This is a genomic window from Streptomyces chartreusis NRRL 3882 (assembly GCF_900236475.1).
GTDB classification, from domain to species: domain Bacteria; phylum Actinomycetota; class Actinomycetes; order Streptomycetales; family Streptomycetaceae; genus Streptomyces; species Streptomyces chartreusis_D.
The window spans coordinates 711,259-737,503 of the sequence record NZ_LT963352.1 but is presented as its reverse complement, the minus strand read 5'-3'; the positions used below and the strand labels follow the sequence as shown (position 1 = coordinate 737,503).

At 72.0% G+C, this 26,245-nt stretch carries 23 protein-coding genes and 1 pseudogene; 15 read left to right on the top strand and 9 right to left on the bottom strand.

Translation table 11 applies throughout. The features are described 5' to 3' along the window. The first annotated feature begins 187 nt into the window (after window positions 1-187). From SCNRRL3882_RS03390 to SCNRRL3882_RS03365, 6 genes are all read left to right on the top strand, one after another. A complete protein-coding gene (locus SCNRRL3882_RS03390; RefSeq protein ID WP_010043885.1) occupies window positions 188-3,376 on the top strand; it encodes an alpha-L-rhamnosidase in 3,189 nt (1,062 codons plus the stop codon). 229 nt (window positions 3,377-3,605) lie between these two features. Beyond that, window positions 3,606-4,751, top strand: a complete 1,146-nt coding sequence (gene dgoD / locus SCNRRL3882_RS03385) for a galactonate dehydratase (RefSeq protein ID WP_010043888.1) — start codon at window positions 3,606-3,608, stop codon at window positions 4,749-4,751. Between the two features lie 47 nt (window positions 4,752-4,798). After that, the gene (locus SCNRRL3882_RS03380; RefSeq protein WP_010043889.1) at window positions 4,799-5,419 is read left to right on the top strand and encodes a bifunctional 4-hydroxy-2-oxoglutarate aldolase/2-dehydro-3-deoxy-phosphogluconate aldolase; all 621 of its coding nucleotides are present in this window, start codon (window positions 4,799-4,801) and stop codon (window positions 5,417-5,419) included. Continuing rightward, window positions 5,416-6,390 carry a sugar kinase gene (locus tag SCNRRL3882_RS03375; RefSeq protein ID WP_010043890.1) on the top strand — a complete coding sequence of 325 codons (975 nt, stop codon included), beginning with the start codon at window positions 5,416-5,418 and terminating at the stop codon, window positions 6,388-6,390. Before SCNRRL3882_RS03380 ends, SCNRRL3882_RS03375 begins: the two co-directional genes overlap by 4 nt. A gap of 159 nt (window positions 6,391-6,549) precedes the next feature. Further along, window positions 6,550-7,263: an SDR family NAD(P)-dependent oxidoreductase gene (locus SCNRRL3882_RS03370; protein ID WP_029181451.1), complete on the top strand. Its 714-nt coding sequence runs from the start codon at window positions 6,550-6,552 to the stop codon at window positions 7,261-7,263. A gap of 125 nt (window positions 7,264-7,388) precedes the next feature. Next, window positions 7,389-8,126 (top strand): SDR family oxidoreductase, encoded by a 738-nt coding sequence (locus SCNRRL3882_RS03365; RefSeq protein WP_010043892.1) that lies wholly within the window; start codon window positions 7,389-7,391, stop codon window positions 8,124-8,126. 9 nt (window positions 8,127-8,135) lie between these two features. Here the strand turns inward: SCNRRL3882_RS03365 and sigJ are convergent, their stop codons facing one another. Beyond that, a complete protein-coding gene (sigJ, locus tag SCNRRL3882_RS03360; RefSeq protein WP_010043893.1) occupies window positions 8,136-9,050 on the bottom strand; it encodes an RNA polymerase sigma factor SigJ in 915 nt (304 codons plus the stop codon). 121 nt (window positions 9,051-9,171) lie between these two features. Beyond that, window positions 9,172-10,851, bottom strand: coding sequence for an NAD-dependent malic enzyme (locus SCNRRL3882_RS03355; protein WP_010043894.1), 1,680 nt, complete (start codon window positions 10,849-10,851; stop codon window positions 9,172-9,174). Window positions 10,852-11,012: 161 nt separating this feature from the next. Here SCNRRL3882_RS03355 and SCNRRL3882_RS03350 point away from each other — a divergent pair, with 161 nt between their 5' ends. The 9 genes from SCNRRL3882_RS03350 (at window position 11,013) to hypA (ending at window position 18,155) form a co-directional block, all read left to right on the top strand. After that, window positions 11,013-11,480, top strand: coding sequence for a DUF6069 family protein (locus SCNRRL3882_RS03350; RefSeq protein ID WP_010043896.1), 468 nt, complete (start codon window positions 11,013-11,015; stop codon window positions 11,478-11,480). 198 nt (window positions 11,481-11,678) lie between these two features. Continuing rightward, a complete protein-coding gene (locus tag SCNRRL3882_RS03345; RefSeq protein WP_010043899.1) occupies window positions 11,679-13,223 on the top strand; it encodes a hypothetical protein in 1,545 nt (514 codons plus the stop codon). 1 nt (window position 13,224) lies between these two features. Further along, window positions 13,225-14,313, top strand: a complete 1,089-nt coding sequence (locus SCNRRL3882_RS03340) for a hydrogenase expression protein HypE (RefSeq protein ID WP_029181452.1) — start codon at window positions 13,225-13,227, stop codon at window positions 14,311-14,313. Between the two features lie 64 nt (window positions 14,314-14,377). After that, window positions 14,378-16,171, top strand: coding sequence for a nickel-dependent hydrogenase large subunit (locus tag SCNRRL3882_RS03335; protein WP_010043903.1), 1,794 nt, complete (start codon window positions 14,378-14,380; stop codon window positions 16,169-16,171). Further along, on the top strand, window positions 16,164-16,727 hold the full coding sequence (locus SCNRRL3882_RS03330) for a NifU family protein (RefSeq protein ID WP_010043905.1): 564 nt from the start codon (window positions 16,164-16,166) through the stop codon (window positions 16,725-16,727). Before SCNRRL3882_RS03335 ends, SCNRRL3882_RS03330 begins: the two co-directional genes overlap by 8 nt. Next, window positions 16,724-17,320, top strand: coding sequence for a DUF5947 family protein (locus SCNRRL3882_RS03325; RefSeq protein WP_010043907.1), 597 nt, complete (start codon window positions 16,724-16,726; stop codon window positions 17,318-17,320). Before SCNRRL3882_RS03330 ends, SCNRRL3882_RS03325 begins: the two co-directional genes overlap by 4 nt. A 43-nt stretch (window positions 17,321-17,363) precedes the next feature. Beyond that, window positions 17,364-17,570, top strand: coding sequence for a hypothetical protein (locus SCNRRL3882_RS03320; protein ID WP_010043909.1), 207 nt, complete (start codon window positions 17,364-17,366; stop codon window positions 17,568-17,570). Between the two features lie 70 nt (window positions 17,571-17,640). Further along, on the top strand, window positions 17,641-17,790 hold the full coding sequence (locus SCNRRL3882_RS41040) for a hypothetical protein (protein WP_173937223.1): 150 nt from the start codon (window positions 17,641-17,643) through the stop codon (window positions 17,788-17,790). Between the two features lie 8 nt (window positions 17,791-17,798). Next, on the top strand, window positions 17,799-18,155 hold the full coding sequence (hypA, locus tag SCNRRL3882_RS03315; RefSeq protein WP_010043911.1) for a hydrogenase maturation nickel metallochaperone HypA: 357 nt from the start codon (window positions 17,799-17,801) through the stop codon (window positions 18,153-18,155). A gap of 54 nt (window positions 18,156-18,209) precedes the next feature. Here the strand turns inward: hypA and hypE are convergent, their stop codons facing one another. The 7 genes and pseudogenes from hypE to SCNRRL3882_RS03280 all read right to left on the bottom strand — a co-directional run bounded on the left by hypE (window position 18,210) and on the right by SCNRRL3882_RS03280 (window position 26,119). Then, window positions 18,210-19,280, bottom strand: a complete 1,071-nt coding sequence (gene hypE / locus SCNRRL3882_RS03310; protein ID WP_029181453.1) for a hydrogenase expression/formation protein HypE — start codon at window positions 19,278-19,280, stop codon at window positions 18,210-18,212. Beyond that, complete coding sequence (gene hypD / locus SCNRRL3882_RS03305) at window positions 19,273-20,415, bottom strand: hydrogenase formation protein HypD (RefSeq protein ID WP_010043915.1); 1,143 nt, start codon at window positions 20,413-20,415, stop codon at window positions 19,273-19,275. The genes hypE and hypD overlap by 8 nt, the downstream gene beginning before the upstream one ends. Then, on the bottom strand, window positions 20,412-20,693 hold the full coding sequence (locus SCNRRL3882_RS03300) for a HypC/HybG/HupF family hydrogenase formation chaperone (RefSeq protein ID WP_029181454.1): 282 nt from the start codon (window positions 20,691-20,693) through the stop codon (window positions 20,412-20,414). Before SCNRRL3882_RS03300 ends, hypD begins: the two co-directional genes overlap by 4 nt. Window positions 20,694-20,696: 3 nt before the next feature. Continuing rightward, window positions 20,697-23,018, bottom strand: coding sequence for a carbamoyltransferase HypF (hypF, locus tag SCNRRL3882_RS03295; RefSeq protein ID WP_029181455.1), 2,322 nt, complete (start codon window positions 23,016-23,018; stop codon window positions 20,697-20,699). Further along, the gene (hypB, locus tag SCNRRL3882_RS03290) at window positions 23,015-23,752 is read right to left on the bottom strand and encodes a hydrogenase nickel incorporation protein HypB (protein ID WP_010043921.1); all 738 of its coding nucleotides are present in this window, start codon (window positions 23,750-23,752) and stop codon (window positions 23,015-23,017) included. The genes hypF and hypB overlap by 4 nt, the downstream gene beginning before the upstream one ends. Window positions 23,753-23,793: 41 nt before the next feature. Beyond that, a pseudogene (locus SCNRRL3882_RS03285) lies at window positions 23,794-24,377 on the bottom strand (hydrogenase maturation protease); the annotation flags it as partial. Next, the gene (locus tag SCNRRL3882_RS03280; RefSeq protein ID WP_010043926.1) at window positions 24,374-26,119 is read right to left on the bottom strand and encodes an enoyl-CoA hydratase-related protein; all 1,746 of its coding nucleotides are present in this window, start codon (window positions 26,117-26,119) and stop codon (window positions 24,374-24,376) included. The pseudogene SCNRRL3882_RS03285 and the gene SCNRRL3882_RS03280, both read right to left, overlap by 4 nt. Window positions 26,120-26,245: the final 126 nt, after the last annotated feature.

Genomic DNA, 26,245 nt, shown 5'->3' with positions numbered 1-26,245 from the left:
GTGCCGTAGGCGCCGCGCAGCGTGCCGGGCCTCTTGACGTCACTCAGGCCTCTCCCTAGGGTCGGGCCACCACGCCTTTGGGAAACGTTACCCAAAACGCCGATTTGAATCGATTCAGAGAGACTGCCGTGCCCAGCCGGTCTTCGACCCTCCCGGCCGATGACCGGAGAACCGAAAGGAAGCAGGTGTGAGGCATGAGGAGCGCAGTGCGGACGGCGCCGACCGAGAGGCCGGCGCGGGAGAGCTTCCCCGCGCGCACGGCGTGGCGGTGCGTCGTCGAACCGTGCTCGCCGCGGCGGCCGGTGCCGTGTCGGTAGGGGCCGGTGCCACGGGAGCCGGCACGAGCGCGGCGGCGGAGTCGTCCCGCCCTCCGGAACGCGGCACGGTGTGGGGGCTGACCGTCGAACACCGCACCGACCCTCTCGGCATGGACGCGAACAGGCCGCGCTTCGGATGGCGCATGCGGTCGGAGACCCGCGGCCGGAGCCAGGGGGCGTACCGGATCCTCGTGGCGAGCTCGCCCGACAAGCTCTCCACCGCCCGCGCGGACCTCTGGGACAGCGGGCGCGTCCGCTCCTCCGATTCCGTGGCCGTCCGCTACGAGGGCGAGCCGCTCGGCGCCTCGACCCGCTACCACTGGACCGTCACCGTCTGGGACACCGAGGACCGTCCGGTCGGGGTCGCGTCCCCGTCCACCTTCGAGACCGGCCTGATGAGCACCGACGGCGTGACCGGATGGGACGGCGCGCAATGGATCGGCATGAAGGGGAAAGCCCCCGGCTCGGCCGGCGCTCCCTTGCTGCGGAACGAGACACCCCTCACGACCGACGGCCGGCGGCAGGTGCGCGAGGCCCGGCTCTACGCCTCGGCCCTCGGTGTCTACGACGCCCACGTCAACGGAGAGCACGTCACCGTTCCGCAGGACGGCGGCACGACGATCGAACTGCTGCCCCCGGGCTGGACCAACTACGACGCGCGCGTCAGCTACCTGACGTACGACGTGACGCACCTCGTGACGCGGCAGCGGACCGTCACCCTCGCCTTCGTCCTGGGCAACGGCTGGTACAACGGCCGTGTCTCCGAGGGCAGCACGTACTACTCGCAGGACGGCAACGCGCTGGCGGTGAAGGCCAAGCTGCTCGTCCGGTACACCGACGGCACGGAGCAGACGGTCGTCACCGAGCCGGACGGAAGCTGGAAGGCCACGGACACCGGCCCCTACCGGGCCGACGACATCTACGACGGCCAGACCTACGACGCCCGGAGGGAACTGCCCGGCTGGACGGCGCCCGGATTCGACGACAGCGCGTGGTCGGACGTGGAACGCGTCGCCTTCGACGACAGGTACTCGGACGCGCGGCTCATCGCCTACCCGGCCGAGACGGCGCGTCTGATGCCGCAGTGGGACCGCAGGCCGCGGTCGATCACCGTCGCCACCGGAGTCACCGGCCAGGACGGCCGCCCCAACGGCAAGGGACGCATCGTCGTGGACCCCGCCCGGACGGTGACCGACCCGGAGCGGGCGGCCTCCGCCTCCGTCACCATCGGCAGCGGCGAGACCGCCGTCTTCGACCTCGGCCAGAACATGGTCGGCGTCGCCCGCTACGGCCTGCGCGGCCCGGCCGGAACCCGGGTCGAGTTCAGGTTCGGCGAGATGCTCAACGACGACAGCGCCGGCGCGGACGGCCCCGAGGGCTCCGTCTACCGGGCCAACCTCCGCAGTGCCAAGGCCACCAGCACGTACATCCTCAAGGGCGACCCGCACGGCGAGACCCATCAGGACGCCCTGACCTTCTACGGCTTCCGCTACGTCTCCGTCACCGCGACGGACACCGTCACGATCACCGGTCTGACCGGCAAGGTCGCCACGTCCGCGATCCGCGAGACCGGCACCCTCACCACCGACGATCCCGACATCGACCAGCTGGTGAGCAACATCCGGTGGGGCCAGCGCGGCAACTACCTCTGGGTGCCCACCGACTGCCCGCAGCGCGACGAACGCCTCGGCTGGACCGGCGACACCCAGGTCTTCGCCACGACCGGCCTGTTCAACGCCGACGCCGGCGCCTTCCTCGGCCACTTCCAGGACACCGTCGTCGACTCCCAGGCCGGCTACGGCACGGACGGAGCACAGTTCACCGGCGTGGCTCCCGGCGGCCGGTACAACTTCCCCGGGGGCGGCAGCGGCTGGGCGGACTGCGGTGTGATCGTCCCGTGGACCGTGTGGCAGATGACGGGTGACGCGACCATCGTCGAGGACAACTGGCCGGCGATGACCCGCTACCTGGACTGGATCCACGAGCAGACCGGCGACACCTACGCCGGACAGGGCTCCCTCACGGGCGACTGGCTGGCACCGCAGAAGACCAGCGCCCAGCTCATGAGCGACGTCTACTACGGCTACTCCGCGCGGCTGATGGCACAGATGGCCCGGGCGATCGGACGGACGGCGGAGGCGGAGGAGTACCAGCGCCTCTTCGGGCGCATCAGGCAGGCGTTCATCAGCACGTACCTGAGTACCTCGGACGGCCGGGTCACGGTGCGGTCCAGCCTGGGCGAGGCCTCCCCGATCGAGCCGGGCGCCGACCCCGACCAGAAGACGGAGGACAACAGCCAGACAGCGCTGCTGTGGGTCCTCAAGCTCGGGTTCTACGAGACGCAGGAACAACGCCGGGCACTCATCGGGCACTTGGCCGACAACATCGGCAACGACGCGGCCTACAAGGCGGCGCACCCGGACAGCAGCCGGGTCCGGTATGCCGAGAACACCCTGTCCGTGGGCTTCCTCGGCGTCAACGTCCTCGCCCCCGTCCTCAGCGACGAGGGCCGCGTCGACCTGGCCTACGGGCTGCTGCACCAGGACGCCCTGCCGTCCTGGCTGTACTCGGTGCGCAACGGCGCCACCACGGTCTGGGAGCGCTGGAACTCCTACTCCGACGACGCCGGCTTCGGCCCGGTCAGCATGAACTCCTTCAACCACTACGCCTACGGCGCGATCATGGAGTGGATGTACACGCACATGGCCGGCATCGCCCCCGACCCGGACAGCCCCGGCTTCCGGCACTTCCTGCTCCGGCCCCACCTCGACCCCACGGGCAGGATCAGGCGGGTGGCGGGCTCCCACGAGTCGCCGTACGGCGAGATCAGGAGTGCGTGGGAGGTCGTCGAGGAGGGCCGGACCCTGGTGTACGACGCCGCCGTGCCCGCCAACACAGAGGCGACCCTGCGCCTTCCGGCGGTCTCCGCCGACGCCGTCCGCGAGGGACGCACCCCGCTGGCCCGGGTGCCCGGAGTGCGTTTCCTCGGAGCCGCCGACGGGGTCTGCACCTACCGCCTGCCGTCCGGGCGGTACCGGCTGTCCGCCGCGCTGCGCTGACAGCCCGGCGCACTTGAGTGAAGATATATTCATTATTAATTTAAACAGCTACGGTGGGTGCAGCAGGTCGAGCGCAGGCAGCGGAGGGGAGAGGCGCGGGATGACGGAATGCCGCAGGACGGCGGGGCGCGGTCGCAGCGGGCGACCCGGACGCCGCCCAAGACCTGGCGGCCGTACGGGCGCGCGAACATCAGGACGATGCACACGACACGCAGCCGGAGGAAGCTCCTTGAAGATAACCGGACTTGAGACGTTCCTCGTCGCTCCGCGCTGGCTGTTCCTGCGCGTCACCACCGACGAGGGCATCACCGGATGGGGCGAGCCCGTGATCGAGGGCCGCGCCGAGACGGTGCGCGCGGCCGTCCACGAACTGGCCGACTATCTCGTCGGCCGGGACCCGCTGCGCATCGAGGACCACTGGCAGGTGCTCACCAAGGGCGGCTTCTACCGCGGCGGCCCCATCCTCTCCAGCGCCGTCGCCGGCATCGACCAGGCCCTGTGGGACATCGCAGGCAAGACCTACGGCGTCCCGGTGCACCGCCTCCTCGGCGGCCCGGTACGGGACCGCGTCCGGATGTACGCCTGGATCGGCGGAGACCGCCCGAGCGACGTGGCGGAGCTCGCCGGAGAACAGGTGAAGGCCGGCTTCACCGCCGTGAAGATGAACGCCTCGGCCGAACTCGCACCGATCGACACCCCGGCCCGCACCGCCGAGGTCGTCGAGCGGGTCGCGGCCGTCCGCGAAGTGCTGGGCGACGAGCGGGACATCGCCGTCGACTTCCACGGCCGTGTCTCCACCGCCACGTCACGCCGCCTGCTGCCGCTGCTGGAACCCCTGCACCCGCTGTTCGTCGAGGAGCCCGTGCTGCCGGAACACTCGGGCCACCTGCGCAGCCTGGTAGAGTCCACGAGCATCCCGCTCGCCACCGGCGAACGCCTCTACTCCCGCTGGGACTTCCGCGAGGTCATGACCAGCGGCATCGCCGTCGCCCAGCCCGATCTCTCGCACGCCGGCGGCATCTCCGAGGTCCGCCGCATCGCGGCCATGGCCGAGACGTACGATGTCGCCCTGGCGCCCCACTGCCCGCTCGGCCCGATCGCCCTGGCCGCCAGCCTCCAGATCGCCTTCTCCGTGCCGAACTTCCTCATCCAGGAACAGAGCATGGGCATCCACTACAACCAGCAGTGCGACCTGCTGGAGTACGTGATGGACCCCGAACCCTTCCGTTTCGAGGGCGGCCACGCCGTCCGCGGGTCCCGCCCGGGTCTCGGCGTCGAGATGGACGAGAAGGCCGTACGCCGCGCCGCCGAAGCCGGACACCGCTGGCGCAACCCCGTATGGCGAGGCGCCGACGGCGCGTTCACCGAATGGTGAGCAGCACCAGGCCACCGCACCCCACGCCCCAAGGAGGGCCCCCTCACATGAACCTGGTGGAATCGCTCCGCGCCCACCGCCTGCTGGCGATCGTGCGCGGCAAGGACCCCGCCGCGGCACTGCGCACCGTCCGGACCCTCGCCGCGGAGGGCATCGCGGCCGTCGAGGTCTCGCTGACCACCGCCGACGCCCTGACCGTGATCCGGCAGGCGCGCACCGAACTGGGCCCCGACGCACTCCTCGGCGCCGGCACCGTCCGCTCGGCCGCCGACGCCGAACGAGCCGTGGACGCCGGTGCCTCGTACCTCGTCACCCCGGCACTGGTCGACGGACTCGAGCCCTACGGCATACCCGTGCTGATGGGCGCCCTGACACCGACCGAGATCGAACTCGCCCTCACGCGGGGCGCCGACGCGATCAAACTCTTCCCCGGCTCTTTCGGCGGCCCCGGCTATCTGCGGGCCCTGCGCGACCCGTTCCCCGAGGTGCCGTTCGTGCCCGTCGGCGGAGTGGACGCGGCAGCCGCCCGCGCCTACCTGGACCGGGGCGCCATCGCCGTCGGTGTCGGCTCACCGCTCGTCGGGGACGCGGCCGACGGCGGCGACGTGGACGAACTCCGCGCCCGCACGGCCGTGTTCCGCAAGGTGATCGCGGGGGAGACGCCGTGACGGCACCGGAGCCCCGGACCCCGCCCGACGTGGTGACCTTCGGCGAGACGATGGCGGCGCTGCGGGCCCAGGGCGCGCTGCGTCTCGGCGGCAGTCTCGGCCTGTCCGTGGCGGGAGCCGAGTCCAACGTCGCCATCGGCCTCGCCCGGCTGGGACACCGGGTGCGCTGGGCCGGGCGGGTCGGTGCGGACGAACTCGGCGCGCTGGTGCTGCGCACGCTCCGCGCCGAGGGCATCGACACCGGCCACGCGGTCACCGACGACACCGGCCGCCCCACGGGTCTGCTCCTGACCGAACCCCGCCTGGGCACCCTCACCCGCGTCAGCTACTACCGCGCCGGTTCGGCGGGTTCGGCCCTCTCCCCGGCCGACGTACTGCCCGCACTGGCGCCCGGATCCCGCGTCCTGCATCTGACCGGCATCACCCCGGCGCTCGGCCCGTCGGCGGCCGAGGCCACCCTGGCCGCCGCCACGGCAGCGCGCGAGTCCGGCATCACCGTGTGCCTCGACGTCAACCACCGTTCCCGGCTGTGGTCCGCCGACCGCGCCCGCACGGCCCTGCGGTCGATACTGGCCCACGTCGACCTGCTCATCGCCTCCGAGGACGAACTGCCGCTGGTGCTGGAACGGTCCGACGCGGGCGAGTCGGAGGCCGTGGACAGTCTCCTGTCCGCTGGCGTCCGTGAGGTGGTCGTCAAGCGGGGCGCGAGGGGCGCGACGAGCTTCACCGCCGACGGGGCGACCGACCGCGCCGCCCGACGGGTCGAGGCGGTCGATCTGGTCGGTGCGGGCGACGCCTTCGTGGCCGGATACCTGTCCGGACTCCTGGCCGGCGCGGACATCCCCGCCCGTCTGCACCGGGCCGTCACCACCGCCGCCTTCGCCGTCGCCACCCGGGGCGACTGGGAGGGCCTGCCGACGCAGGACGAACTCGGCCTGTTCGACGAGCCCGACGGCACGACCATCCGCTGAGCCGGGAGACCGGACATGACAGCAACGGCACAACCGGTGACCGTCTTCGTGGACGGCTCCTGGCGGGGCCGATGCTGACGGCGACATCGCCGGAGCGGGGTGGACGACTCGATGAGGGCATCGAGCATGGTGTGGACGACGTAAGGAGATGGGACGGACATGGCATTGGTTCTGGTGACCGGGGCGGCCGGCGGGCTCGGGCGCAACACGGCGGACGCGCTGGCCGCCGGGGGGCACGACGTGGTCGTCCACGTCCGCAACCGGGCCCGGCTCACCGACGCGGACGACACCGCCCGGTGGACGGGCGTCGTCACCGGGGACCTGGCCGACCTGGACGAGATCCGCGGCGTCGCCCGGCAGGCCGCCGGGTTCGGCCGCTTCGACGCCGTCATCCACAACGCCGGCGTCATGCACAGCCCGGAGGACGTCACCGTCAACACGGTCGCGCCGTACATGCTGACGGCCCTGATGGACAAGCCGGCCCGGCTCATCTACCTCAGCAGCTCCATGCACCGCACCGGCTCCACCGACCTGCGACGTCTGGCCGTCGGATCCGCTTCCTACGACGACACCAAACTCTGGGTCACCACTCTCGCGCTCGCCGTCGCCTCCCGCTGGGAAGGAACCTCCAGCCATGCGGTCGACCCCGGGTGGGTCCCCACCCGTATGGGCGGTCGCGGCGCACCCGACGATCTGACCGCCGGGCACGAGACACAGGCATGGCTCGCCACCCACCACGACGTGACCCCGAGCACCGGCGGCTACTGGTACCACCGGCAGACCCGGACGCCACACCCCGCCACGCGGGACGAACGGTTCCAGGCCCAGCTCGTCCACGCCCTGGAGAGGCACACGGGCGTCGCGCTCGACTGACCCGCTGCCCTTCCCGGCAGGCCCGCGATCGGCTCCGGCCCCGCCGCCTCGGAGCCGGCTGTCACAGGCCCGGGCCCTGCCCTGTCTCTCTGGTGAGTCAACCCCTCAGCGAAACGGAGACAGTGATGAAGATCGTGGTCGTCGGCGGTACCGGGCTCATCGGCTCGCAGGTCGTCGCGCTGCTGCGCGAAAAGGGGCACGACGCCGTGGCCGCCGCTCCCTCCACTGGTGTCGACACCCTCACCGGCGAGGGACTGGCCGAGGCCCTCAAGGGCGCGGACGTGGTCGTGGACGTGTCGAACTCGCCGTCCTTCGACACCGAGCCGGCGCTGGACTTCTTCACCCGCTCGGCACGGAACCTGTTCGCCGCCGAGAAGGAGGCCGGCGTCCGCCACCACGTCGGGCTCTCCATCGTCGGTGTCGACCAGGTGCCCGGCTACGGCTACTACCAGGCCAAGGTCGCCCAGGAGAACGCCGTGCGCGGCAGCGGCGTGCCCTTCAGCATCGTGCGCGCCACCCAGTTCTTCGAGTTCGTCGCCCCGGTGATGAACATGTCCACCGAGGGCACTCAGGTGCGCCTGCCGTCCACGCGACTGCGCCCGATCGCCTCCGCCGACGTCGCGGCGGCCGTCGCCGAGGCGGCCCAGGGCGCACCGTCGAACGGCATCCGGAACATCGCCGGACCCGAAGTGCACGGGCTCGACCGGCTGGGTGAGCTCACCCTGGCCGCGAAGCCGGACGGCCGCACCGTCGTCACCGACGAGACCGCCGGCCTCTTCGCGGGCATGCCCGACGTGCTCACCGGCGACGGCACCGCGCACCACGCGTCCACCCGCTACGAGGAGTGGCTCAAGCAGAACTGACCCAAGGGGCTACGGGCGGTCGGTGAGCCTGCGCGCCGACCGCTCGTACGCCCTCAGCTTCTCCGGTGTCAGGACCCAGTAGAGCCCGTCGATGCCACCGGGCCCCACGGTGGCGCTCACCAGGGCGACGGCGGCCCCGTCCCGGGCGAGCAGCAGGCTGGGCCGCCCGTTCGCCTCGACGATGACGTACTCGGCTCCGGGGAAGAACTTCCGGGCGAAGGCGGTGACCCTGGCCACGCGCTCGGGCCCCGCGATCTCCAGACGTGCCACGCCGCGCATGCCGTTGCCGTCCGCGTAGGCGACGACGTCGGCCGACAGCACGTCCTCCAGCGCCGCGACATCACCGTGCCGCGCGGCGGCGACGAAGGCTTCGAGCAGGCGCCGGTGCTGAGCCGAGTCGACCGGTTCACGGCGCTCGGCGGACAGGCGCTTGCGGGCCCGGCTGACGATCTGCCGCGTGTTGGCCTGGCTCAGCTGGAGCATGCCCGCGATCTCGTCGTACGCGTAGTCGAACGCCTCCCGCAGCACATAGGCCGCCCGCTCCACAGGGTTCAGCCGCTCCAGGACCAGCAGCACGGCCAGCTCCAGCGCCTCGCCCCGCTCCGCGCCGACCTGCGGATCCACACTGGTGTCCACCGGCTCCGGCAGCCACGGCCCCACATAGGCCTCGCGGCGGACCCGCGCCGACTGGGCCACGTTGATCGCCAGACGCGTGGTGATCTTCGCCAGGAACGCCCCGTGATCCAGCACCGCGCTCCGGTCGGCGTCCTGCCAGCGCAGCCATACCTCCTGCACCACGTCCTCGGCCTCGGACACACTGCCCAGAACGCGGTAGGCGATACCGAACAGCCGTGGACGCTGGCGCTCGAACGCGTCCGCCGCCGCGCCCAGCGCGCCGTCGGTGAGGGGCTGTCCCTGGTCCATGCTGCCGATGCCTCCGCGGTCGACCGTCGTGCCTCAGACAGTACGTCCCCCGGCGCGCTCGCATCCGGCACCCCGTCCACGGCGTACCCGCTTCCGGACGACGCGCCCGGCCGGCGTCCGTCTAGGCCTCGTACCGCGGGGTCCACTGCGTCTTCGCGATCGCCTCACGCAGTTCCTCCTCGGTCGCCCCCGGGGCCACTCCGTCCTCGACGGCGGCGAGAGCCGCGGCCAGGGCGATCTCGCGAGCGGACTCGCGCATCCCGGACAGGGGCGGCAGCAGCGGTACCGGACCGTCCGCGCCGTGTGCCGCCCGCACCGCGCACTCGGCGACGGCCCGGGCGGCGGCCACCATCATGCGGTCGGTGACGCGTGTGGCCCGGCTCGCCGTCACCGCCAGGCCCATGGCCGGGAAGACGTACACGTTGTTCGACTGCGCCACCGGCACCTCGTGCCCGTCCACCGTGAGCGGCGGGAAGGGCGAGCCGGTGGCGATCAGCGCCCGGCCGTCGGTCCAGCGGGTGAGATCCGCCGGATCGGCCTCGGAGTGGGAGGTGGGGTTGGAGAGCGGGAAGATGACGGGGCGTTCGCAGGTCGAGCCCATCTGCCGCACGATCTCCTCGGTGAACGCGCCATGAGCCGTCGACAGCCCGATGAGCGCCGTCGGCCCGACACGGCGCACCACCTCGGCGAGGCCGGTGCCGTCCCAGTCGGTCACCTCGCCGTCGTCGCGCGCGAACATCCGCTGCTGCGGCGTCAGTTCCGTGCGCGACCGCACCAGCAGGCCGTCGACGTCGAGGATCCAGAACCGTGCCGTGGCCTCGTCCTCGGACAGGCCCTCCTCGATCATGGCCGTCCGGATCATGTCGGCGACACCGATGGCGGCCGACCCCGCCCCCAGGATCACCAGGCGCTGGTCGGGCAGCGGGGTGCCGGAGACGTTCGCCGCGGTGGACAGGGCGCCGAGCGTGACGGCCGCCGTGCCCTGGATGTCGTCGTTGAAGGTGAGCAGCCGCTCCCGGTAGCGGGCGAGGATCGGGTGCGCGTGGGCGGTGGCGAAGTCCTCCCACTGCAGGAGCGTGCCGGGGAGCTCCGCCTCCACCGCCGAGACGAAGGCCTCGATCATCTCGTCGTAGTCCGCGCCGGTCAGCCTGCGGGCGCGCCGGCCGAGGTAGCGCGGGTTGCCGAGCAGGTCCTCGTTGTCGGTGCCGACGTCCAGCAGGATCGGCAGGGTGCGGGCGGGGTGGATGCCGCCGATCGCCGTGTAGAGGCTGAGCTTGCCGATCGGGATGCCCATCCCGCCGACGCCCTGGTCGCCCAGGCCGAGGATGCGCTGCCCGTCGGTGACGACGATGACGTCCACGTCCTTGTCGCGGTGTGGGCGGTTGCGCAGGATGTCCCGGAAGCGGTGCCGGTCCTCCCACGTCAGGAACAGCCCGCGCGGCCGCCGGTAGATCTCGCTGAAACGCTGACAGGCCTCACCGACCGTCGGCGTGTAGACGATGGGCAGCAGCTCCTCCAGGTACTCGGTGACCAGGCGGTGGAAGAGCACCTCGTTGGTGTCCTGGAGCTGGCGCAGGTAGATGTGCCGGTTGAGGGGCTTGTCGTAGCCGTGGAACGCCTCGTAGGCGCGGGCGACCTGTTCGTCCAGGGTCTCCACGGCGGGTGGCAGCAGCCCGTCGAGGCCGAGCTCGGCGCGCTCCTGCCGGCTGAAGGCGGTGCCCTTGTTGACCAGCGGGTCGGCCAGGGTCGTGACGCCGGGGCTGGTGGTCGTGCGGGGGTGCTGGGTCTTCGGCTGGTCCATGGGGTGACGCCTTCCCTGGACTCGCCGGTTCGTGCAGGCGACTTGCACTGTTCGGCCGAAGGGCCGTGCCGGCCCTCGGTCCACCGATGAGTTCCGGCGCGTCGCCCGGTCTACCTCTCCGTACGGCGCACCGAGCCCAACACCGAGCAGGAGAAGGCGACATGAGCGTGACGACCCCTCAGACGCAGGCCCGCACCGAGTCCCGGCGCACCACCGGCTTCCTTTCCACCCGCCCCGTGTGGCTCGTCGGCGTCCTGGCGGCGCTCGCCGGTGCCGTCGTCACGGAGGCGTTCGCTCTCGTCGCCCGGGCCGCGGGCGTCCCGATGGAGGCGGCCAGCCCGGGGGCGAAGGAGGCGGCGGAGATCCCCGTCGGCGGCTTCGGCGGCGGCGTGGTGTTCTGGTCGGTCGCCGGGATCGTCCTGGCGGTGGCGCTCGCCCGGTGGGCCGGGCGGCCCGCCCGCACCTTCACCGTGACCACCGTCGTCCTCACCGCGGTGTCCCTCGCCGGCCCGGCCGTCGCCCCGCACACGGCCGCGTCCACCCAGATCGTCCTCGCCCTGTCGCATGTGGTGGCCGCAGCGGTGATCATCCCGCTGGTGGCACGGCGGCTGTCCCACGTGCAGAGGTGACGCCCTGAGGCTCCCAGGATCCCGACACCGGCCCGTCGCGCCCACCGCCGACGGGCCGTCGTCGTGCAGCACGCGACTGCCCCGAACGGTCCAAGGCCACTGCGCCGGAGGGGCGACCGTGGATGAGTGGTGTGACTGTGGTGGAAGGGATGCACGTGCACCCCTTGGACGCGGGTGCTCACCGGGCGAGGAGGCGCGATGGCGAAGGGACTGGCCGAGGGCGGCACGGCGCGCGCTGCCACGAGAGGCGGCGAGGACCCGCCCGCCGACCCGTCCCCGGACGCCTTCGAGCAGGTGAGCGCCGTCGCCGACGCCGTCCTCTACGAGGGCTACCTCCTCTACCCCTACCGCCGGTCCTCGGCCAAGAATCGCGTCCGATGGCAGTTCGGGGTCCTGTTCCCGCGGGGCTGGGTGGAGGCGGACGGCCCCGTGGTCCCCGGCGTCTCCGGCTCCGCCGACTCCTGGTACCAGCAGACCGAGTGCCTGCTGCGGATCCGGCGGCCCGGCAGTGCTTCCGTACGTGTGCGGATCCGTCACCTTCAGCTGCAGCGCAAGCAGGTGGAGGAGATCCGGGACGGCCGTCATCACGCCGTCGAGTCGCTGCGCACAGCCGACGGCACGACGCACCTGACCTTCGACGAGGCCGTGCCGCATGAGCGCGAGGTCGAGGTCCCGCTCGACGACCTCCTGCACGGCGGACGCACCGTTCCCGTGGTCGCGCCGGCCGGCGTGGACGTCGAACCGCTGCCCGGTCACGCCGGGCGGGTGGTGCGGCACCGCGACGAGGTCCGGGCCGAGGTCACCGTCACCGCCGAACGACTGGCGGACGATCTCTGCAGGCTCCGGGTGCGCACCACGAACACCGGGCCGCCACCGGCACCGCGGGCCGCTCGTGACGAGGCACTGCGCCGCGCCCTCATCGCCACCCACACCCTCATCGGCGGCGACGGGGTGGAGTTCGTCTCGCTGATCGACCCGCCGACGGAGCTGCGCACACCCGCCCGCTCATGCCGCAACGAGTTCACCTTCCCCGTCCTCGGCGGCGACGGCCACGTCCTGGTCTCCGCGCCGATCATCCTGCCCGACCACCCACAAGTGGCCCCCGAGAGCCCGGGCGACCTGCACGACGCCGCGGAGATCGACGAGATCCTCACGCTGCGCACGATGCTGCTGACCGACGAGGAGAAGCGCGAGGCGCGGGCCACCGACCTGCGGGCGGCGGAGATCCTCGACCGCGTCGACACGATGCCGCAGGAGGTCTTCGAACGGCTCCACGGCGCCGTCCGCTCCCTCGCACCGGCCGCCCCCGCCACCCCTGCGCCCGATACTCCTGCCCCCGCCGGCCGCCCCGCCTGGTGGCAGGAGGGTGCCGACGACGGTCTCTCCCCGGCCACCGACACGGTGCTCGTCGACGGCATCCCGCTCGGCGGCGGCAGCCGCGTCCGGCTCCGTCCCCGGGGACGCGGCGCCGACGCCCAGGACATGTTCCTGGCCGGCCGCACCGCCGAGGTCGCGGCCGTCTTCCACGACGTGGACGGCACCGTGCACCTCGCCGTCACCCTCGACGACGACCCGGCGGCCGAACTGCACACCTGGTACGGCCGCTTCCACTACTTCCGGCCCGACGAGCTCGAACCCCTCGAGCCCGCCGAACCCCGGCACGAGCCGCCGACACCGGCTCCCGCCGCAGCCCCGGCGCGGCACACGACCGACTCCGAGACCCGCAGCAGCGGAGGCCGATGACATGACGACGCACAGCAGTACCGCAGAAGTCAGCAAAGAGCCCAGTCAGGCCGAGGACCGGCAGGGCATGGACGAGATCCACATCCTCTGGATCTCCGAGGGGATGAGCTGCGACGGCGACACCGTCTCCCTGACCGCGGCCGGCCAGCCGTCCATCGAGGACCTGGTGCTCGGTCTGATCCCGGGCCTGCCGAAGGTGAACCTCGTCAACAAGGTGCTCTCCCCGAGCCTGGGCGGCGAGGACTTCCTCGCTCCCTACCGGGCGGCGGCACGCGGGGAACTGGCCCCGTTCGTCCTCGTCATCGAGGGCTCCATCCCCAACCAGAACATCATCGAGGGCGACGGCTACTGGACGTCCTTCGGCAACGACCCGGAGACCGGCGAGCCGCAGACCCTGAACTGGTGGATCGACCAATTGGCCCCCAAGGCCTGGGCGGTGGTGGCCGCCGGCACCTGCGCCACGTTCGGCGGCATCCACGCGATGGCCGGCAACCCGACCGGCTGCATGGGCCTCGCCGACTACCTGGGCTGGGACTTCACCTCCCAGGGCGGTCTGCCGGTCGTCAACGTGCCCGGCTGCCCGATCCAGCCCGAGAACTTCATGGAAACCCTGGTCTGGGTCCTCTACCACGCCGCCGGCTCCGCACCCCCGCCACCGCTGGACCACATGCTGCGTCCGCAGTGGCTGTTCGGGAAGACCGTCCACGAGGGCTGCGACCGCGGCGCCTACTACGAGCAGGCCAGCTTCGCCAAGGACTACAACTCACCCAAGTGCCTGGTCAAGACGGGCTGCTGGGGCCCGGTCGTCAACTGCAACGTGCCCAAGCGCGGCTGGATGGCCGGCATCGGCGGCTGCCCGAACGTCGGCGGCATCTGCATCGGGTGCACGATGCCCGGTTTCCCCGACGCCTTCATGCCGTTCATGGACGAGCCCCCCGGCGGCACGCTGTCCTCACTGGCCATCAAGCCGTACGGGGCGGTCATCCGCCGACTGCGCGGCATGACGAACGAGCTGGTCAACCACGAGCCCAAGTGGCGCCACAACAAGCGGAAGCTCACCAGCGGCTACGACCCGCACTGGCGGGCCTGATGGCGCACGCCACGCACTCCACCATCCGTCGACGCAGCACCGACAGCGAGGGGCAGCACCGCAGATGACCACCACCGAGGCCCGGCCCACGGGGCGCAAGCCGCCACAGCTCGTGGACATGTCCTGGGATCCCATCACGCGGATCATCGGGAACCTGGGCATCTACACGAAGATCGACTTCGCAAACCGGGAAGTCGTGGAATGCCACAGTACTTCGTCGCTGTTCCGCGGTTACTCCGTGTTCATGAAGGGCAAGGATCCGCGCGACGCCGGCTTCATCACGTCCCGCATCTGCGGCATCTGCGGCGACAACCACACCACCTGCTCCGACTACGCTCAGCAGATGGCCTACGGTGTCAAGCCGCCCCCGCTGGCCGACTACATCGTCAACCTCGGTGAAGCGGCCGAGTACATGTTCGACCACACGATCTTCCAGGACAACCTGGTGTTCGTGGACTTCTGCGAGGCCATGGTCAAGGCCACCAACCCCGGCGTGCTGGCCCGCGCCGAGCGCACAGAGGCGCCCCGCGGCGAGATCCACGGCTACCGCACGATCGCCGACATCATGCGGGCCTTCAACCCCTTCGAGGGCGAGGTCTACAAGGAGGCCCTGAAGGTCAGCCGGGTCACCCGCGAGATGTTCTGTCTGATGGAGGGACGGCACGTCCACCCGTCCACGCTCTATCCCGGTGGCGTCGGCACGATGCCGCAGCCGAACACCTTCACCGACTACCTCAGCCGGCTGATGCGGGTCATCGACTTCGTCAAGAAGGCCGTCGCCATGAACGACGACGTCTTCGACTTCTTCTACGAGGCGCTGCCCGGCTACGAGGAGGTCGGCCGCCGTCGCGTGCTGCTGGGCTGCTGGGGTGCCTTCCAGGACCCGAAGACGGTCGACTACCGGTACGAGACGATGAACTCCTGGGGCAAGGACATGTACGTCACCCCGGGCATCGTCGTCGACGGCGAACTGGTCACCAACAACCTCGTCGACATCAACCTCGGCCTGCGGATCCTGCTCGGCAGCTCGTACTACGAGGACTGGGTCAACGAACAGCCCTTCGTGACGCACGACCCGCTCGGCAACCCCGTCGACATGCGCCACCCTTGGAACCAGACGACCGTCCCGGTGCCGCAGAAGCGCGAATTCGACGGCAAGTACAGCTGGGTGATGAGCCCGCGCTGGTACGACAAGAGGACCGACCAGCACCTCGCCCTCGACACCGGTGGCGGCCCGCTCGCCCGGCTCTGGTCGACCGCGCTGAGCGGCCTGGTCGACACCCCGTACGTCAAGGCCACCGGCCACAGCGTGCGCATCTCCCTGCCCAAGGGGGAGGCCCTGCCGGAGACCACACTCGAGTGGCGCATCCCGCAGTGGAGCAACACCATCGAACGCGACCGCGCCCGGCCGTACTTCATCGCCTACGCGGCCGCCATGGCCCTCCAGTTCCTGGAAGAGGCCATGGGACTCGTGCGAGCGGGCGAGACCAAGGTGTTCGAGAACTACGAGGTGCCCGACGAGGCGATCGGCTGCGGGTTCCACGAGGCGGTACGCGGTGTCCTCTCCCACCACCTGGTGATCAAGGACAAGAAGATCGCCAACTACCACCCGTACCCACCCACCCCGTGGAACGCCAGCCCCCGCGACATGTACGGCACCCCGGGCCCGTACGAGGACGCCGTGCAGGGCCAGCCCGTCTTCGAGGAGAACGGACCGGACGACTTCAAGGGCGTCGACATCATGCGCACGGTTCGCAGCTTCGACCCCTGCCTGCCGTGCGGTGTGCACATGTACGTCGGCAAGGGCAAGACGCTCACCACCCTGCACTCGCCGACGTACGGGGCCAACCATGGCTGAGGCCACCGCCGAACGGCTGGCGGATCCGGATGTGGAGGCCCGGCTCGCCCGGCTCGACGAGGTACTGGAAGGACTCGAGGCCGCGCCCGGCCCCACCACGCGCTCCGCGACCGAGGCCGTACGGCTGCTGACCGAGGTCTACGGCGAGGCGCTGGCCCGCGTCCTGGACCACGCCGACGGGCAGCTGGCCGAACGTCTGGCCGAGGATGAGTTGCTGGGGCACCTGATGGTGCTGCACGACGTCCACCCCGAGCCCGCCGAGCGCCGCGCGGCCCGCGCGGTCGAACGGCTGCGGCCCGCCGTCCAGGAACGTGGTGGTGACGTGGAGTGGGCCGGTGTGCAGGGACAGGTGGCCCGGGTGCGCCTGAAGGCGGGCGGCGGGTGCGGCTCCGGGTGCGGTGGCGGATCGAACGAGGTCACCGACGTGGTCCGGGAAGCGGTGCTGGCCGCCGCTCCGGAGCTGACGGCGGTGGAGCCCCTGCCGACCGCCTCCGACCGGCAGTCGGCACCCGCGTTCGTACCACTGGCCACGCTGACGCACCGGGGCGCACGATGACAACGGACGGAGCGCTGGCCCGCCTCATCCGCTCCTCGGCCGACCGCGCGGCGGAGGCCGAGGCGGAGGTGTGCGACCTGTGCGCCGCGCTCGTGCCGGACGAGCACGCCCACCTGTACGACACCGGGCAGGAGGAGGTGCGCTGCGTCTGCGGCCCCTGCTCGGTGCTGTTCGCCCAGGGTGGGGCGGGGGACGGCCACTACCGGCTGGTGCCCCGCCGCCGAGTGCGGCTGCCCAAGGTCGACACAGGGGTGCTGGGCGTACCCGTGGGCCTGGTCTTCTTCGTGCCCCGGGAGGACGGCACCGTCACCGCCCAGGGCCCCAGCCCGGCGGGGGCCATGCGGTGGGACGTGGACGCGGCGGCCTGGCAGGAGCTGGCCGTGACGTGTCCGCGGCTCGCCACCGTGGAACCCGAGGTGGAGGCCCTGCTGGTGAACACCGTGCACGGGCTCGACCACCACTGGATCGTGCCGATCGACGACTGCTACCGGATGGTCGCCGTCGTACGCCGTGAGTGGCGCGGCCTGTCCGGAGGCGGCCGGGTCTGGCCGGCCGTCGAGCGGTTCTTCGAGGACCTCACCGAGCGGCCCTGAGTACACACTCCGCAAGGTCGGAGGCGAGGAAGGAGAACAACCCATGGGCAACATCAGAGTGGGCCGGCCCCAGGCGAAGCCCGACACACCCGGCCACGTCGCCGGCATGCACCAGGGCAACAAGGGACGGTACCAGGACCAGAAAGGGCATCACGAGGACGGCACCGCCGATGCGCGCCGCTCCACCGGGATCCACTGGAAGCGGCATGACGCGCTCGCGGAGACCATGCCGAACATCTCGCCGGGATGACAGACAGCAGGGAGTCGCCGCAATGAAGATCCAACGAGCACGAAGGCCCGCCTCGCGCCGAAGAGCCGAGATGAGCGGACAGCGGGTGCTGAAGGCCGAGGCCGTCCTCGTGGGCGGTCTGGCCCTGGCACTGTTGTGCTGGGAGTTCCCCAGCCTCAGGCGGGAGATGCGGATCTGGCGGATGGCCGGCGGGTTCCGCGCGGGCCGCCGGTATCCCTGAGCCCGGCCGTGCACGAGCTGTCGATCGCGAACGCGATCATCGAGCGGGCCGGTGAGATGGCCCGGGCGGACGGGACGGGCTTCGTCGCGGCGGTGACCGTCCGGGTCGGCGAACTGGCGGGCGTCGTCCCCGACGCCCTGGACTTCGCCTTCGAGGTGGCCCGCGACGGCACCGCCCTGGCCGGGGCCAGGCTCGTGGTCGAGCAGGTCCCCGCGCAGGCCTGGTGCGGCCCGTGCGCCGAGGAGTTCCCGCTGGGCATGCCCCCGTTCTTCTGGTGCCCGCGCTGCGACCGCCCCTCCAACGACCTGCGCAGCGGCCGCGAACTGGAGATCACCGGGATCGAGCCGTCACCGGCCCCGGCATAGCGTGAGCGGGCCCCGCCGACGTGTTGGGCGGGGCCCGCTCACGTCCGGACCGGATCAGCAGATGCGCGGCAACTGCTCGCCGAGCGGCAGATCCACCACCCGGGTGCCGCCGAGGCCGGTGGCGGCCACGACCATGCCGGGATGGTCGGCGACGCACTCGCCGATCAGCGTGGCCCCGGCACCCTGAGGGTGGGCTCGCATCGCCGCGACGACCTCGTCCGCCGCCGAGAGGGGCACGAAGGCGACGAGCCGGCCTTCATTGGCGACGTAGAGGGGATCGAGGCCGAGGAACCCGCAGGCGTTCGCCACCGCGTCCGGCACCGGGACGGCGCGCTCCTGAAGCCGGACCCCGGTCCCCGAGGCGCGGGCGATCTCGTTGAGGGACGCAGCCAGGCCACCCCTGGTGGGGTCGCGCAGCACATGGATGTCCGGGGTGACGGCCAGCATCGCCGTCACCAGATCCGCCAGCGGCGCGGTGTCGCTGGTGACCTCGACCCCGAACTCAAGCCCCTCCCGCACGCTCATGACCGCCACCCCGTGCAGACCGATCGGCCCGCTGACGATCACGGCGTCTCCCGGCCGCGCACGCTGGGGACGGATGTCCACCCCGTCCGGGACGAGCCCCACACCGGCGGTGGTGACGTACACACCGTCGCCGTGCCCGGACTCCACCACCTTCGTGTCACCCGTGGCGATGGTGACCCCGGCGGCCTCGGCCGCCGCACCCATGGCGCGCGCGATCCGCTCGACGACGGTCAGCTCCACGCCCTCCTCCAGGACGAACGCGGCGGAGAGGAACGCGGGCCGCGCACCGCTCATCGCCAGGTCGTTGACGGTGCCGTTGACCGCGAGGTCGCCCAGGCTGCCGCCGGGGAAGAACAGCGGCCGGACCACGTAGGAGTCGGTGGAGAAGGCCAGCCGCGCGCCGCCCAGTTCGAGGACGGCGGAGTCGGCGAGACCGGCGAGCGTGGCGTTGCCGTAGGCGGGCGCGAAGACCTGCTCCATCAGCTCCGCCGACAGTGCTCCGCCTCCGCCGTGCCCCATCACCACCACCCCCTGGTCGCGTAGTGGGGCGGGGCAGGTCCAGTCGGCCGGGTCCACCACACCGGCGAGTCGTTCAGGCAACGGGAGCCGCCTCCTCGTGTGCGGCCCCGCCCGCTTGCGGGGTCGGGGAGTTCATCCGGCGGTACAGGTAGTAGGCCGCGCAGGCGCCCTCACTGGAGACCATGGTGGCGCCGAGCGGTGTGCGCGGGGTGCAGATGGTGCCGAACGCGGCGCACTCGGTCGGCTTGATCAGGCCCTGGAGCACCTCACCGCTGCGGCACTCGGCGGGCTCCTCGGTGCGGATCCCGGTGACATCGAAGCGGTGCTCGGCGTCGTACGCGCGGAAGGCGTCACGCAGCCGCCAGCCACTGGCCGGGATCCGCCCGATACCGCGCCAGGACCGGTCGGTGACCTCGAACACCTCCTCGATCATGCGCACGGCGGCCGGATTGCCCTCCTCGCGCACGGCACGCGGATACGCGTTCTCCACCCGGTGCTCGCCACGCTCCAGCTGGCGGACCGCCCTGCGGATGCCCTCCAGGATGTCCAGTGGCTCGAACCCGGTCACCACCATCGGCACACCGAACCGCTCGGCCAGCTCGGGGTACTCCGCCGTGCCCATCACGCTGCACACGTGTCCGGCGGCCAGGAAACCCTGCACCCGGCAGGCCGGAGCCGTCATGATCGCCTCGACGGCCGGAGGCACCCGCACATGCGACACCAGCAGGCTGAAGTTGTCCAGACCCAGTCTGCGCGCCTGGTGCACGGCCATCGCGTTGGCCGGGGCCGTGGTCTCGAAGCCGATCGCGAAGAACACCACTTCCCGGTCCGGGTGGCGGCGGGCCAGTTCCAGGGCGTCGAGCGGCGAGTAGACCACGCGTACGTCGCCGCCCTCGCCCTTGACCCGGAACAGGTCGCGGCCGGTGCCCGGCACCCGGAGCATGTCACCGAAGGAACAGAAGATCACCCCGGGCCGCGACGCGATCTCCAGCGCCTTGTCGATGACCTCCAGCGGTGTGACGCATACGGGGCAGCCGGGGCCGTGGATCAACTCAACCTGTTCGGGGAGCAGTTGGTCGATGCCGTGCCGGATGATCGAGTGGGTCTGCCCGCCGCACACCTCCATCAGGGCCCACGGCCGGGTCGCGGTGGCCCGGATCTCGTCCAGCAGTCGCCGGGCCAGGCCCGGATCGTTGAACTCGTCGATGTACTTCACGCCGGTCCAGCCTCCTTCGCCGCCTGCTCCCAGGCGTCACCGAACTCCTCCTCCAACAGCCCCAGTTCCTCGAACAGCTTCAGCGAGGCCAGGGCCGATTCCTCGTCCAGGCGCTGGAGAGCGAAGCCGACATGCACGATGACGTACTCGCCCACCCGCACATCGGACACGTACTCCAGGCACGCCTGTTTCTGGACTCCGCCGAAGTCGATCAGCCCGGTGAGCGGATCCGCGCTGTCGTCGATGGCCACGACCTTGCCGGGCACTGCCAAACACATGGGTCACTCCTCCTGTCGTAGGTGCGCCGCGACCACCAGTTGGCCGAGGGCCAATCCGCCGTCGTTCGGGGGGACTTCGCCGTGCTGGAGCACCACGAAGCCGTCGTCGGCCAGCAGCCGCGTGCACTCCTCCTCCAGCAGCGCGTTGGCGAAGACCCCGCCGCTGAGGGCGACCGTGGCCAGGCCGGTGTCGCGGCGTGCACGCCGGCAGATCTCCGCGACGGCCCGCGCCACCCCGCGATGGAAGCGGGCGGCGAGCACGGCGGCCGGGACACCGCGCCGCAGGTCGGCGACCAGCGTCCTCAGCATCGGGGCCGGGTCGTACGTACCGGCGGCGAAGCCGAAGGCGTACGGCGATGAATCGGCGTCCCAGGCCGCAGCGGCCGTGGCCTCCAGCTCCAGGGCGGCCTGCGCTTCGTATCCGGCGCGATGGCACACGCCGACGAGCGACGACACGGCGTCGAAGAGGCGACCCATGCTGGAGGTGGCCACACAGGCCAGGCCACGCTCCAACTGCCGGTGAAGCACGGTGAGTTCGTCGGATGCGCAGGCCCTGACACAGGGCAGGTCCGCCTCCCACGGCAGCCCCGCCGCCCACAGCCGGGCCAGGGCCAGGCGGCAGGGGTTGGCCACGCCCGCGTCGCCGCCGGGCAGCGGGGCGGGGGCGAGACGGGCGTAGCGCCGGAAGCCGCTGTAGTCGGCGAGCACGATCTCGCCGCCCCAGACGGTGCCGTCGTCACCGTAGCCGGTGCCGTCGTAGGCGACTCCGATCACGGGTGCGGTGCCCTCGAGACCGTGCTCGGCCATCGTCGAGGCGATGTGCGCGTGGTGGTGCTGGACCAGCACCGGGGCGTGCCCGGCAAGTCGGGTGGCCCAACTCGCCGAATGGTATCCAGGGTGCCGGTCAGCGGCGACGACTTCGGGGGTGACGCCGGTCAGGCACCGCATGTGCGTCTCCGCCCGCCGGGCCGCCTCCAGGGTGGTCAGATCGCCCATGTCGCCGATGTGCGGACCGAACCAGGCGTGGTCGCCCTCGCCGAGGCACAGGGCGTTCTTCAGGTCGCCGCCCACGGCGAGCGCCGGCCGCACCGGCACCGGCAGCCGCAACGGGCGGGGCACGTACCCCCGGGACCGGCGCAGCACCTGCTCGGTGCCGTCTGCGCGCACCCGCAGCAGGGAGTCGTCACAGGGCGAGGCGATGGGCCGGTCGTGGGCGAGCCACGCGTCGGCCAGCCCCGCGAGCCGGACCAGTGCCTCGTCGTCGTCCGTGACGATCGGTTCGCCGGAACGGTTGCCGCTGGTCATGACCAGCACGCGCGGTCCCGGCGGATCGCCGGGCAGGCCGAACAGCAGGCTGTGCAAGGGCGTATAGGGCAGCATCACGCCGAGACGGGGGCTGCCGGGGCACACGCCCGGTGCGAGGGCCGCCTGCTCTGCCCGTCTGCGGAGCAGGACGATGGGGCGCCGGGGGCTGCTGAGGGCGGCCAGTTCGGGCGCGGAGAGCACGGCGATCCGTCGTGCGGTGTCCAGGTCCGCGCACATCACCGCGAACGGCTTGCCGCCGCGTGCCTTGCGGGTGCGCAGCGTTTCGACGGCCCGCGCGTCGGTCGCGTCGCACGCCAGGTGGTAGCCGCCGAGACCCTTGACGGCGACGATCCGCCCGGCGGCCAGCAGCGCCCGTGCCGCCGCCAGGGCGCCCGCGTCCCGCGCCGGACGGACATCGCTGCCGGGCGCGGGAACCAGGTGCAGCCGGGGACCGCAGCCGGGGCAGGCCACGGGCTGGGCGTGGAAGCGGCGGTCGAGGGGATCGCCGTACTCCCGGGCGCAGTCGGCGCACATCGGGAAGCCGGCCATGGTCGTGACCGCCCGGTCGTACGGCATGCCCGTCGCGATGGTGAAGCGGGGGCCGCAGTGGGTGCAGGTGACGAAGGGGTGCCGGTGCCGACGGTCGGCCGGATCGGTCAGGTCCCGCAGACAGTCGGAGCAGGTCGCCGTGTCGGGCGGGAGACGGGTGCGGCCGGGGGAGTGGTCGGTGGCACGGATGGCGAAGGTGTCGTCGGCGCCGCTGACGGGCAGCTCCTCGACCCCGACGTCGGTGACAGCGGCCAACGGCGGCGGCTGGGTGGCCAGCCGGTCACAGAAGTCGGCGACGCGTTCCGGCGGGCCCTCCACCTCGATGAGGACTCCGTTCGCCGTGTTGCTCACGAACCCCGCGAGCGAGAGACCGGTGGCCAGGCGGTGCACGAAGGGGCGGAACCCCACGCCCTGCACGGTGCCGCGCACGGTGACGCGGCGGCGCACCGCCTGTGTTGCGGGCGCTGTCACGAGACGAGACCGGCTTCGGCGCCCTCACGGGTGTGGCTGTGCGGGCGGGGCGCCAGAGGAGGCCGGTGCACCGCGGCCCCGTCCCGCGCGGCGAGCACCCGCTCCAGAAGAGCGTCGACGCCGGCGCCCGTGCGGGCGCAGGACCGCAGCACCTCCACCCCCGGGTTGACCCGCTGGACGTGGGTGTCGAAGGCCGTCTCGTCGAACCCGGCGGGTTCGGCCAGGTCGGTCTTGGTCAGCACCACCAGGTGGGCGGACCCGAATGCCGTCGGGTACTTCAGCGGCTTGTCCTCGCCCTCCGTCACCGCCATGAGCACGATCCGCAGGCTCTCGCCGAGGTCGTAGGACGCCGGGCAGACGAGGTTGCCGACGTTCTCCACGAACAGCAGCGAGGTCTCCTCGGGCAGCCAGCTCTCCACATGGCCGCGCAGCTGCCGTGCCTCCAGATGGCACAGTCCGTCCGTCAGCAGCTGCTTCACCGGGGCTCCCGAACGGGCCAGCCGGTCGGCGTCGTTCTCGGTCGCCAGGTCGGCGGTGAGCGCCGCCACCGGGAGGCCGCGCTCCACCGCCCGGGTGAGCACCCGCCCGAGCAGTTCCGTCTTGCCGCTGCCCGGGCTGGACAGCAGATTGACCACGCTCACCGCGCGGCGGGCCAGCTCGTCGCGCAGGCCCGCGGCCAGACCGTCGTTCTTCGCCAGGACGGCTTGAGTGACCTCGTCCACGGAATCGCACATGGGCGCCGCTCCTCGCGGTCGATGGGGAAAACGGTCCGCCACCGATCCTCGGCGCCGTCCTTCACGGTGCCCGGCAGCCCGGCGGGGACAGGGCGGGCGATTCGTCCGGGTGGCTCAACCGGGGCGTGGCCGCGGGGTCCGCCAGCAGCACCGGAACCATGGTGTGCAGGGCCGCGACGGCCCGTCCGACCGCTTCGCGCACCGTCCCGCTGACACCCGGGGCGATGTCCTCGTCGGCGGGTGCCCGCAGTTCCGGCTCGCAGGCCAGGACGAGCACGCGCGGGAGCGGCTCGTCGCCCAGGTGGGCGGCCAGGGCGAGGACCTTCGCCGGGTCCATGCCGTGTGCCTCGGGCGGGGCGCCGGCCGTGGCGCGGTCGGGCAGGTCCGGCTCGATCAGCGACAGGGTGCCCGGCTCGTGTCCCCGTACGGCCGCGTCGACCAGGACGGCCGTGTCGTGGCCGTCGAGCAGTGCGTAGGCCAGGTCCAGGCCGCGGATCCCGAAGTCCCCTACCCTCACCTCGGGCGGCAGCGGGCGCTGCTCCAGGGCGCGGATCACCTCGGGGCCGAAGGCGTCGTCCGCGAGGAAGATGTTGCCCACGCCCGCCACGAGCAGCCGCGCACTCATCCGGCGCCCCCGTGGGCCAGCGGCCGGGCGGAGCCGATCGGGTTCTTGCGGACGAAGGCGGACCGCAGGGCGTGGTACGGCGCCTGCGGGTCGAAGAAGACGGCACGCATGCGGGCGAGTTCGGTCCGCCGGTATTCGGCGAGGGGGCGCTGGAGCTCGTCCGCGTGACGTGCCGTGGCCTTGGCGGTGATCCGGCGTGCGAGATCCGGGTCGCCCGCCACATCGGCAGCCAGGCGCTCGACCTCGCTCGGGAACTCCCCGGCCGGGACGGGCACCAGACGATCCACCAGCCCGATCCGCTCAGCCGTGGCGGCGCTCACCGGCAACGCCTCGCTCGTCAGCCGCTCGGCCGTCTCGGCTCCCACGCGGCGCGGCAGCGAGTACGTCCAGTACTCCGATCCGTACAGGTCCATGTTCCGGTAGTGCGGGTTGAGGACGCTGCCGGTGCGGCACCACACCTCGTCGGCGGCCAGGGCCAGCATGACACCGCCGGCTGCCGCGTTGCCGCCGAGCGCCGCCACCACCAGCCGGTCGGTGGTGCACAGCACGGCCTCGACCAGGTCGTTCATGGCGACGAGGTTGGACCAGGACTCGCCCGCCGGGTCGCTCGACGCCTCGATGACGTTGAGGTGGATTCCGTTGGAGAAGAAGTCGCGGGCGCCGCCGAGCACCAGCACCGACGTGGAGCGGGTGAGCGCGTACCGGTAGGCGGCGAGCAGCCTGCGGCAGTGGTTGGTGCTCATCGCCCCGCTCGGGAACGAGAAGGACAGGAAGCCGATGTCGTCCCGCTGCCGGTAGCGGATGTCGGACCAGGTGGTGCGGTTCGGCGGCAGTTCGAGCGGGGCGGCGATCTCCGGCAGCCAGTACGGGCGGGGGGTCGAACTCGGCATGCCGGGGCCGCTGCCGGGCGGGGCGGGGAAGGAGGCGAGGACCGAGGCCGCCGGGCGGCGGAACGGTGCCGGGTCGCCGGAGCTCTTGCGGGGGCGCAGTTCCGGGATCCACACCGCACCGTCCCGGGTGGCCCGGCAGACCGCGCCGGACCGGGTCGCGAGCAGCTCGCCGGGCCGTCCGCGCAGCCGGTCCTCGGGGTGCCCGCCGTGCAGGAACACCTCCCGGCCGCAGAGTTCGTCCAGGACGCCCGGCTGCGAGTCGGCCCCGCGGAGCTTGCGCAGCACCGTTTCCGTGCTGTCGTTCTCCCAGTCGATCCGCCGCTGCTCCTGGCGGAAGAAGTCCCGCCACACCACACGCGTCCCGGGATCGCTCTGGGGCCGCGGCTTGAACGATCCGTCGGCGTACCGCCGCACGGCCAGCAGCACGGCGGCCACGGCGGCGTCGGACACCTCGTTGCGGTACAGGTCGCCCTTGCCGACCGGCGGCACCGGGAAGGACCCGTCCGCCCAGATGTCACCGGCGTCCATCGCCGCCTCGGCCTGGAGCACCGTCACGCCCCACTCGGGCGCCTCCTCGGCGATCGCCCAGTCCAGCGACGACGGGCCCCGGTCGCCGGGTGGCCCCGGGTGCACGACCAGACAGGTGTGCACCTGCCACACGTCCTCCGGCAGGGCCGACTTCAGCATCGGCGCGACGATCAGTTCCGGACGCACCTCGCTGACGGCGGCCCGGACCGCGTCGGCGCCGTGGGAGGCGAGGACGACGTCCACGCGGTGGCCCTGGTCCGACAGTTCCGCGTAGACACGCTGGGACAGGCTGTTGAACGCGCTGGCGACGAGCAAGATGTCCATGACATGGCATGGTCGCCGCTCGGGGGAGACCCGAGAAGGACCACGGCGGCGTTTCGCCGGTCTCCGCGGGTCTCTTCCGCCATCCGGACCGCCTGCGCGGCCGGGCCACTCGCCCGGCCGCGCGGT

Bases quoted from the DNA above. Each gene is read 5' to 3' on its own strand.
- SCNRRL3882_RS03380 (WP_010043889.1), top strand. From the start codon at position 4,799: ATGAACCTGGTGGAATCGCTCCGCGCCCACCGCCTGCTGGCGATCGTG.
- SCNRRL3882_RS03370 (WP_029181451.1), top strand. From the start codon at position 6,550: ATGGCATTGGTTCTGGTGACCGGGGCGGCCGGCGGGCTCGGGCGCAAC.
- SCNRRL3882_RS03365 (WP_010043892.1), top strand. From the start codon at position 7,389: ATGAAGATCGTGGTCGTCGGCGGTACCGGGCTCATCGGCTCGCAGGTC.
- sigJ (WP_010043893.1), bottom strand. From the start codon at position 9,050: ATGGACCAGGGACAGCCCCTCACCGACGGCGCGCTGGGCGCGGCGGCG.
- SCNRRL3882_RS03355 (WP_010043894.1), bottom strand. From the start codon at position 10,851: ATGGACCAGCCGAAGACCCAGCACCCCCGCACGACCACCAGCCCCGGC.
- SCNRRL3882_RS03350 (WP_010043896.1), top strand. From the start codon at position 11,013: ATGAGCGTGACGACCCCTCAGACGCAGGCCCGCACCGAGTCCCGGCGC.
- SCNRRL3882_RS03345 (WP_010043899.1), top strand. From the start codon at position 11,679: ATGGCGAAGGGACTGGCCGAGGGCGGCACGGCGCGCGCTGCCACGAGA.
- SCNRRL3882_RS03340 (WP_029181452.1), top strand. From the start codon at position 13,225: ATGACGACGCACAGCAGTACCGCAGAAGTCAGCAAAGAGCCCAGTCAG.
- SCNRRL3882_RS03335 (WP_010043903.1), top strand. From the start codon at position 14,378: ATGACCACCACCGAGGCCCGGCCCACGGGGCGCAAGCCGCCACAGCTC.
- SCNRRL3882_RS03330 (WP_010043905.1), top strand. From the start codon at position 16,164: ATGGCTGAGGCCACCGCCGAACGGCTGGCGGATCCGGATGTGGAGGCC.
- SCNRRL3882_RS03325 (WP_010043907.1), top strand. From the start codon at position 16,724: ATGACAACGGACGGAGCGCTGGCCCGCCTCATCCGCTCCTCGGCCGAC.
- SCNRRL3882_RS03320 (WP_010043909.1), top strand. From the start codon at position 17,364: ATGGGCAACATCAGAGTGGGCCGGCCCCAGGCGAAGCCCGACACACCC.
- SCNRRL3882_RS41040 (WP_173937223.1), top strand. From the start codon at position 17,641: ATGAGCGGACAGCGGGTGCTGAAGGCCGAGGCCGTCCTCGTGGGCGGT.
- SCNRRL3882_RS03300 (WP_029181454.1), bottom strand. From the start codon at position 20,693: ATGTGTTTGGCAGTGCCCGGCAAGGTCGTGGCCATCGACGACAGCGCG.
- hypB (WP_010043921.1), bottom strand. From the start codon at position 23,752: ATGTGCGATTCCGTGGACGAGGTCACTCAAGCCGTCCTGGCGAAGAAC.
- SCNRRL3882_RS03280 (WP_010043926.1), bottom strand. From the start codon at position 26,119: ATGGACATCTTGCTCGTCGCCAGCGCGTTCAACAGCCTGTCCCAGCGT.